This is a genomic window from Bradyrhizobium sp. STM 3809 (assembly GCF_000239795.1).
Classification (GTDB): domain Bacteria; phylum Pseudomonadota; class Alphaproteobacteria; order Rhizobiales; family Xanthobacteraceae; genus Bradyrhizobium.
On the sequence record NZ_CAFJ01000043.1, the window covers coordinates 1 to 5,191 of the forward strand.

Sequence of the window (5,191 nt, forward strand, 5' to 3'; positions counted from 1 at the left end):
TCGTTCGGCATGCAAAGAGCCACGTGGATGCCCGGGACAAGCCCGGGCATGACGGAGAACATCATTGGCAGGATCGTTCGCCGAGACAGCTCCGCACTTCGAGAGGCGATAGCCCGGCTTCTAAGACTGCCGATAGTGATGCGCGCGGGCAGCCCGGGCCACAAAGCAAAAGAGCGCGATGAAGCCATCGCGCTCTCGACAATCCATGTGGATGAGGCGCTGCGCCTTACATGCCGATATCGATCATCGACGGCAGCTGCGCCAGCGGCAGAACGCTCACGCCGACCAGGGTCGCGACCATCGCGCGCAGCGCGCGGTTGCCCTGGCGCTTGCCGCGCATGCGCTTGGCGACCCACTCCAGCGCATCGGTGCGCACGCCGCGCGCATTCATCGGCGCCCAGCTCTCGATCGGCGTCTCCGGAGACAGCGCCACGCTGCGCGGCGGCACCGGCAGGCCGGACGCCGACGCCGTGTGGTGCGCGATCGCCTTGGCGAGAAGATCCTCGAAGCGGCCCTCATCCTTGCGCTCGGTGGCGGCGGCGTCGATCTCGAACAGCGCCTCGGCCTCGGCGCGGCTGACGGGTGCGTCGTTGATGGCGGCGGCGGTGAGAATGCGCGCGCACCAGGCGGCGTCTTCGGCGTCGAGCATACGGGAGAAGTGCACACGTCCTGCGGTGGTCGGCCCCTCGCCGGTGATCACGCCGTCGCGCACGATGGCGAGCGCGGACGCAGCGGTCTCACACGAGGACGGCTCGAGACCATCGATGGTTTTTGGTGCAGAGGTAGCCATGTTCTCTTCTCAGTTGCTGTGTTGACCCACCTTGTCGGCCGGCGTCTGAACGGGTGGTTAACGGTTCGAAACGCTGATGTGGGTTTTTGTATCGGTTGCCCTTTTGCCGCAGTGACCCGGATCACGGTTCAATGCGGCCCTGAGCGGGGCCGGCGTGTTGCGACCGAGACGTGGCGAAATCTGGGCAGACGGTAGTCCCACGGATGTTTCGCCGCGGGCCCGGAACTCAAAAGAAGTTGTTGCGCGCGCGAGCTGCAGGAGAACGATGTTCTCTTTTTTCTGGAACGGTTCCCATGCTAGGCGGTATTTCCTATAGTCGAGAGAACAATTTAGCCGCCCCCTTTGAAATCACGTGAGGACTCCCATGGCACTGCAAATCGGCTCCACCGCGCCCGACTTCGAGGCTGAGACCACCGAAGGCAAGATCAAATTCCACGACTGGATCGGCGACAGCTGGGCGCTGTTGTTCTCGCATCCGAAGGATTTCACCCCGGTCTGCACCACCGAGCTCGGCGCCCTCGCCCGGCTGAAGCCGGAGTTCGACAAGCGCGGGGTCAAGCTGCTCGGCCTGTCGGTCGATCCGGTGGACAAGCATGCGCAGTGGTCGGAGGACATCCGAGAGACGCAGGGCGCGGCGCCGAACTACCCGATGATCGGCGACACCGACTACAACGTCTCCAAGCTCTACGACATGCTGCCGGCGGCGGTCTCCGGCGATCCCGCGAAGCGCACGGCCGCGGACAACCTGACCGTCCGCAACGTCTTCATCATCGGCCCGGACAAGAAGATCAAGCTGATCCTGGTCTACCCGATGACCACGGGCCGCAACTTCCAGGAAATTCTCCGCGTCATCGACTCGCTGCAGCTGACCGCCAAGCACCGCGTCGCCACCCCGGCCGACTGGAAGCAGGGCGAGGACGTCATCATCGCAGGCTCGGTGTCCGACGACGAGGCCAAGACGATCTACCCGAACGGCTGGAAGGCGCCGAAGCCGTATCTGCGCGTGGTGCCGCAGCCGAAATAAGCTGTCGCTCATGGCCGGAGCGGCCGCGGGGCGCGCCAGGAGCGCGCCCCCCTTTTTTTGCGACGAAGGGTTCGATCCGGCCGCGGGCTCCAGACGTCCGCCCATCGCCATCGCGTGGCGGCTCCAGACCGTGCGAGGTGCGCCGAACCGTATCCGGCGTCACGGCTGACGTGCAGCTGCGTGACTCCGCAATTCTACGGACTGCAAAGTTCGACTCGAGGTTGCGCGATATTAACCAGGAATGACGAATCTGACGACGGTTCCAATGAGGCTTCGGCGCGGAAGCTTCGGAATGGGGTGAACAATGTCGTTCCTAAGTCGATTTCGCATTCTGACCAAGGTCCTTTCGATCGTCGTTCTGCTCAGCAGCGTCGCCGCCGTCATGGCGTATCTCGGCATCTCGGCGCTCGGCGATCTCAGCGACAGGGCAGACGCGATGTCGGTGGCGGCCCGACGCGCGCTGCTGGCTGCGCGTGCCAACCAGAACGTCATTGCGCTGAACCGGGCCGAGTTCCGCGGCGCGCTCGATCCCAGCGACGAGAACAGGCTTGCCGCACGCGAGGTGATCCAGACCCAGCTCAAGCAATATGACGAGCGCTTCGCGCTCGTGAGCGAGACCCCGGACGAGAAGGCCAAGGCCATGCTGCCCGAGGTCAAACAGGCTTTCGCCGCCTACAAGAGCCAGCTCGAGAAGACGCTCGCGGTGATCGACGCGGAGAAATCCAGCAAGATCAGCGACAGCGCCGCGCGCCTGCGCGACTCGGCCATGAAGAGCCGCGCTGCTGCCGAGAACCTGCAAGACAAGATGCGCGCGGTGGCCGACCGGCTCAACGCGCGCGTCGAGGAGAAAGCGAAGGAAACCCATGAGCAATACGAGGCGACGTCGCGGCTGCTGATGATCCTGGCGTCGGCCGGAATCGTCTTCGGTGGCGTGCTGGGCTTCCTGATCGGCCAGTTCGGCATCGTGAAGCCGATCCGCAGCATCGTCGCGCTGCTGCAGCAGCTCGCCGGCGGCCGTTACGACATGGCCGTGCATTCGACCGACCGTCGCGACGAGATCGGCGACGTCGCTCGCACGGCCGAGGTGTTCCGCGAGAACGGGCTCGCCAAGCTCCGCATCGAGGCCGAGCAGAAGGAGGCCGAGCGGCGCAACGCCGAACAGCGCAAGGCCGACATGATCAGCCTGGCCGACAGCTTCGAATCCGCCGTGGGCGAGATCATCCGCACCGTGTCCTCGGCCTCGACCGAGCTCGAAGCCTCCGCCGGCACGCTGACCTCCACCGCCACGCGCTCGCAGCAGCTCGCGACCACGGTCGCGGCAGCGTCCGAGGAGGCCTCCACAAACGTCCAGTCGGTCGCGTCGGCGACCGAGGAGTTGTCGTCGTCCGTCAACGAGATCAGCCGTCAGGTGCAGGAATCCGCGCGCATGGCGAACGAGGCCGTCGGCCAGGCACGCAGGACCAACGAACGGGTCGGCGAGCTGTCGAAAGCAGCCGCTCGTATCGGCGACGTCGTCGAGCTGATCAACACGATCGCGGGCCAGACCAACCTGCTCGCGCTCAACGCCACCATCGAGGCCGCGCGCGCCGGTGAAGCCGGCCGCGGCTTTGCCGTCGTGGCCTCCGAGGTCAAGGCCCTGGCCGAGCAGACCGCCAAGGCCACCGGCGAGATCGGACAGCAGATTTCCAGCATCCAGGGCGCCACCCAGGAATCCGTCTCTGCGATCAGGGAGATCTCCGGGACGATCGAGCGCCTGTCGGAGATCGCCTCGACGATCGCGGCGGCGGTCGAGGAGCAAGGCGCCGCCACGCAGGAAATCTCGCGCAACGTGCAGCAGGCCGCTCAAGGTACCCAGCAGGTGTCTTCCAACGTGTCGGAAGTGCAGCAGGGCGCGAGCGAGACCGGCTCCGCCTCCGCCCAGGTGCTGTCAGCCGCCAAGACGTTGTCACAGGACAGCAGCAAGCTCCGATCGGAGGTCGGCCGCTTCCTGCAGACGGTTCGCGCCGCCTAGCCGGCCGGACGCCTCGGGGCACATGTTCGGCTGCGGCGTTCCGGCCTTTCCGTTCACCCCCGCGGCGTGACCCAGTCGGCGATCAAGAGCCCCACGGTCGCCGACACCGCGGTCACGAACATGCCCCAGCTGATGTCGAGGGCGACGACCGCCCAGGTCCACTGCTTGAGCATCGCCAGCGACGTCAGCTCGAAGGTCGCGTAGCAGAACAGGCCGAACAGCGCGCCGTAGAGCAAGGTCGAGCGCCAGGTCGCGTCGGCGGTCGCGCTGACGAAGATCAGCACGCCGGCGATGTAGATCAGATAGAACAGCACCGCCGGTACCGGGCGGACCTCGCCCAGCATCTCGCCGACCTGCGACTGGAAGAAGCCCTTGGCGACGATGGCAAGGAACGGGATGTCGAAGCCGAGCAGCACGGCCAGCGTTGCGAAATACAGGACGGCGTAGCGGCTCAAGGACGGCTCCTTCCTCACGGTTGACCGGTCGATGCAACGCGCCGAACGGCCGGATCAGCCGCGACGCTTGGTCTTCGGCTTCTTGCCCCCGGGCGCCTTGGCACGCGGTGGGTTCGAAGGAAACGTCTGTCCGCCATGGCCGGACTTGTCGCGCGGCTTCTTTTTCTTCGCGAACGCCGGTTCGCGAAACGATTTTGGCGGACCGTCGCGATGCGGCTTGCCGTGCGGCCTGGTGTCGGCGCGTTCGCGGGGCTCGTCGCGGTCCAGCGGATGATAGGCGCCCTCGCCGGCCTTGCGCCGCGGCGGCGGCTTGTCGGGCCGCGGCGTCTCGGTCGCAACCTGTGCCGCGGGCGCGCCGGCGAGCGGCTCGATGCGGATCGTGTCCTCCTTGTCCGGACGGCGGATGCTGGCGGCGAAAGCGTCGGCGACGCGCGCGGCGATCTCGAACTCGGTCGTGGTATCCGAGATCTTGATCGCGCCGATGTCCTGCCTGTCGATGCCGCCGCGGCGGCAGATCATCGGCAGCAGCCAGCGCGCCTCCGCGTTCTTCCTGCGCCCGATCGCAGCGCGGAACCAGACGCTGGGCTCGCCCATGCCGTGGCGCGACGGCTTGCCGCCCTTGGTCCGCGGCGCCGCCGGGCGATCCGCTGGACGATCCTCGGCGCGCGCGGGCCGGACGTTCTCGCGCGCGCGATCCTGCCGCGAACGGCCGCGGTCCTCGCCGGGATCGAGGATGTCCTCGGGCGACGGCAGCCGGGTGCGATAGAGCCGCACCAGCGCGGCGGCGATGTCCTCCGGCGATCGCTCGGCGAGCAGCGCCTGCGCGAGCGCGAGGTCCTCCGCCGTCGTCTCCTCGGTCAGCACCGGATCGTGCAGCATGCGCTCCTGGTCGAGCTTGCGGATCTCGTCCG

Annotated in this window: 5 protein-coding genes; 2 read left to right on the forward strand and 3 right to left on the reverse strand. The window is 66.9% G+C overall.

The features are described 5' to 3' along the window. Window positions 1–226: 226 nt before the first annotated feature. A complete protein-coding gene (locus tag BRAS3809_RS01800) occupies window positions 227–790 on the reverse strand; it encodes a hypothetical protein (RefSeq protein ID WP_008960395.1) in 564 nt (187 codons plus the stop codon). 364 nt (window positions 791–1,154) lie between these two features. Here BRAS3809_RS01800 and BRAS3809_RS01805 point away from each other — a divergent pair, with 364 nt between their 5' ends. Together BRAS3809_RS01805 and BRAS3809_RS01810 are read left to right on the forward strand one after the other, a co-directional pair. Continuing rightward, a complete protein-coding gene (locus BRAS3809_RS01805; RefSeq protein WP_008960396.1) occupies window positions 1,155–1,814 on the forward strand; it encodes a peroxiredoxin in 660 nt (219 codons plus the stop codon). A 304-nt stretch (window positions 1,815–2,118) separates the two neighbouring features. After that, complete coding sequence (locus BRAS3809_RS01810) at window positions 2,119–3,825, forward strand: methyl-accepting chemotaxis protein (RefSeq protein WP_008960397.1); 1,707 nt, start codon at window positions 2,119–2,121, stop codon at window positions 3,823–3,825. Between the two features lie 53 nt (window positions 3,826–3,878). On the opposite strand, the gene BRAS3809_RS01815 is transcribed toward BRAS3809_RS01810, so the two are convergent. Both BRAS3809_RS01815 and BRAS3809_RS01820 read right to left on the reverse strand, forming a co-directional pair. Continuing rightward, entirely contained in the window at window positions 3,879–4,280 is a 402-nt protein-coding gene (locus BRAS3809_RS01815; RefSeq protein WP_008960398.1) for a DUF2177 family protein, read from the reverse strand. A 54-nt stretch (window positions 4,281–4,334) separates the two neighbouring features. Beyond that, window positions 4,335–5,191: DbpA RNA binding domain-containing protein (locus BRAS3809_RS01820; RefSeq protein ID WP_035654991.1), on the reverse strand; the 857-nt coding region annotated here is incomplete at its 5' end.

Excerpts from the sequence above, each read along its gene's own strand:
- BRAS3809_RS01800 (WP_008960395.1), bottom strand. The coding sequence starts at position 790 with ATGGCTACCTCTGCACCAAAAACCATCGATGGTCTCGAGCCGTCCTCG.
- BRAS3809_RS01810 (WP_008960397.1), top strand. The coding sequence starts at position 2,119 with ATGTCGTTCCTAAGTCGATTTCGCATTCTGACCAAGGTCCTTTCGATC.
- BRAS3809_RS01805 (WP_008960396.1), top strand. The coding sequence starts at position 1,155 with ATGGCACTGCAAATCGGCTCCACCGCGCCCGACTTCGAGGCTGAGACC.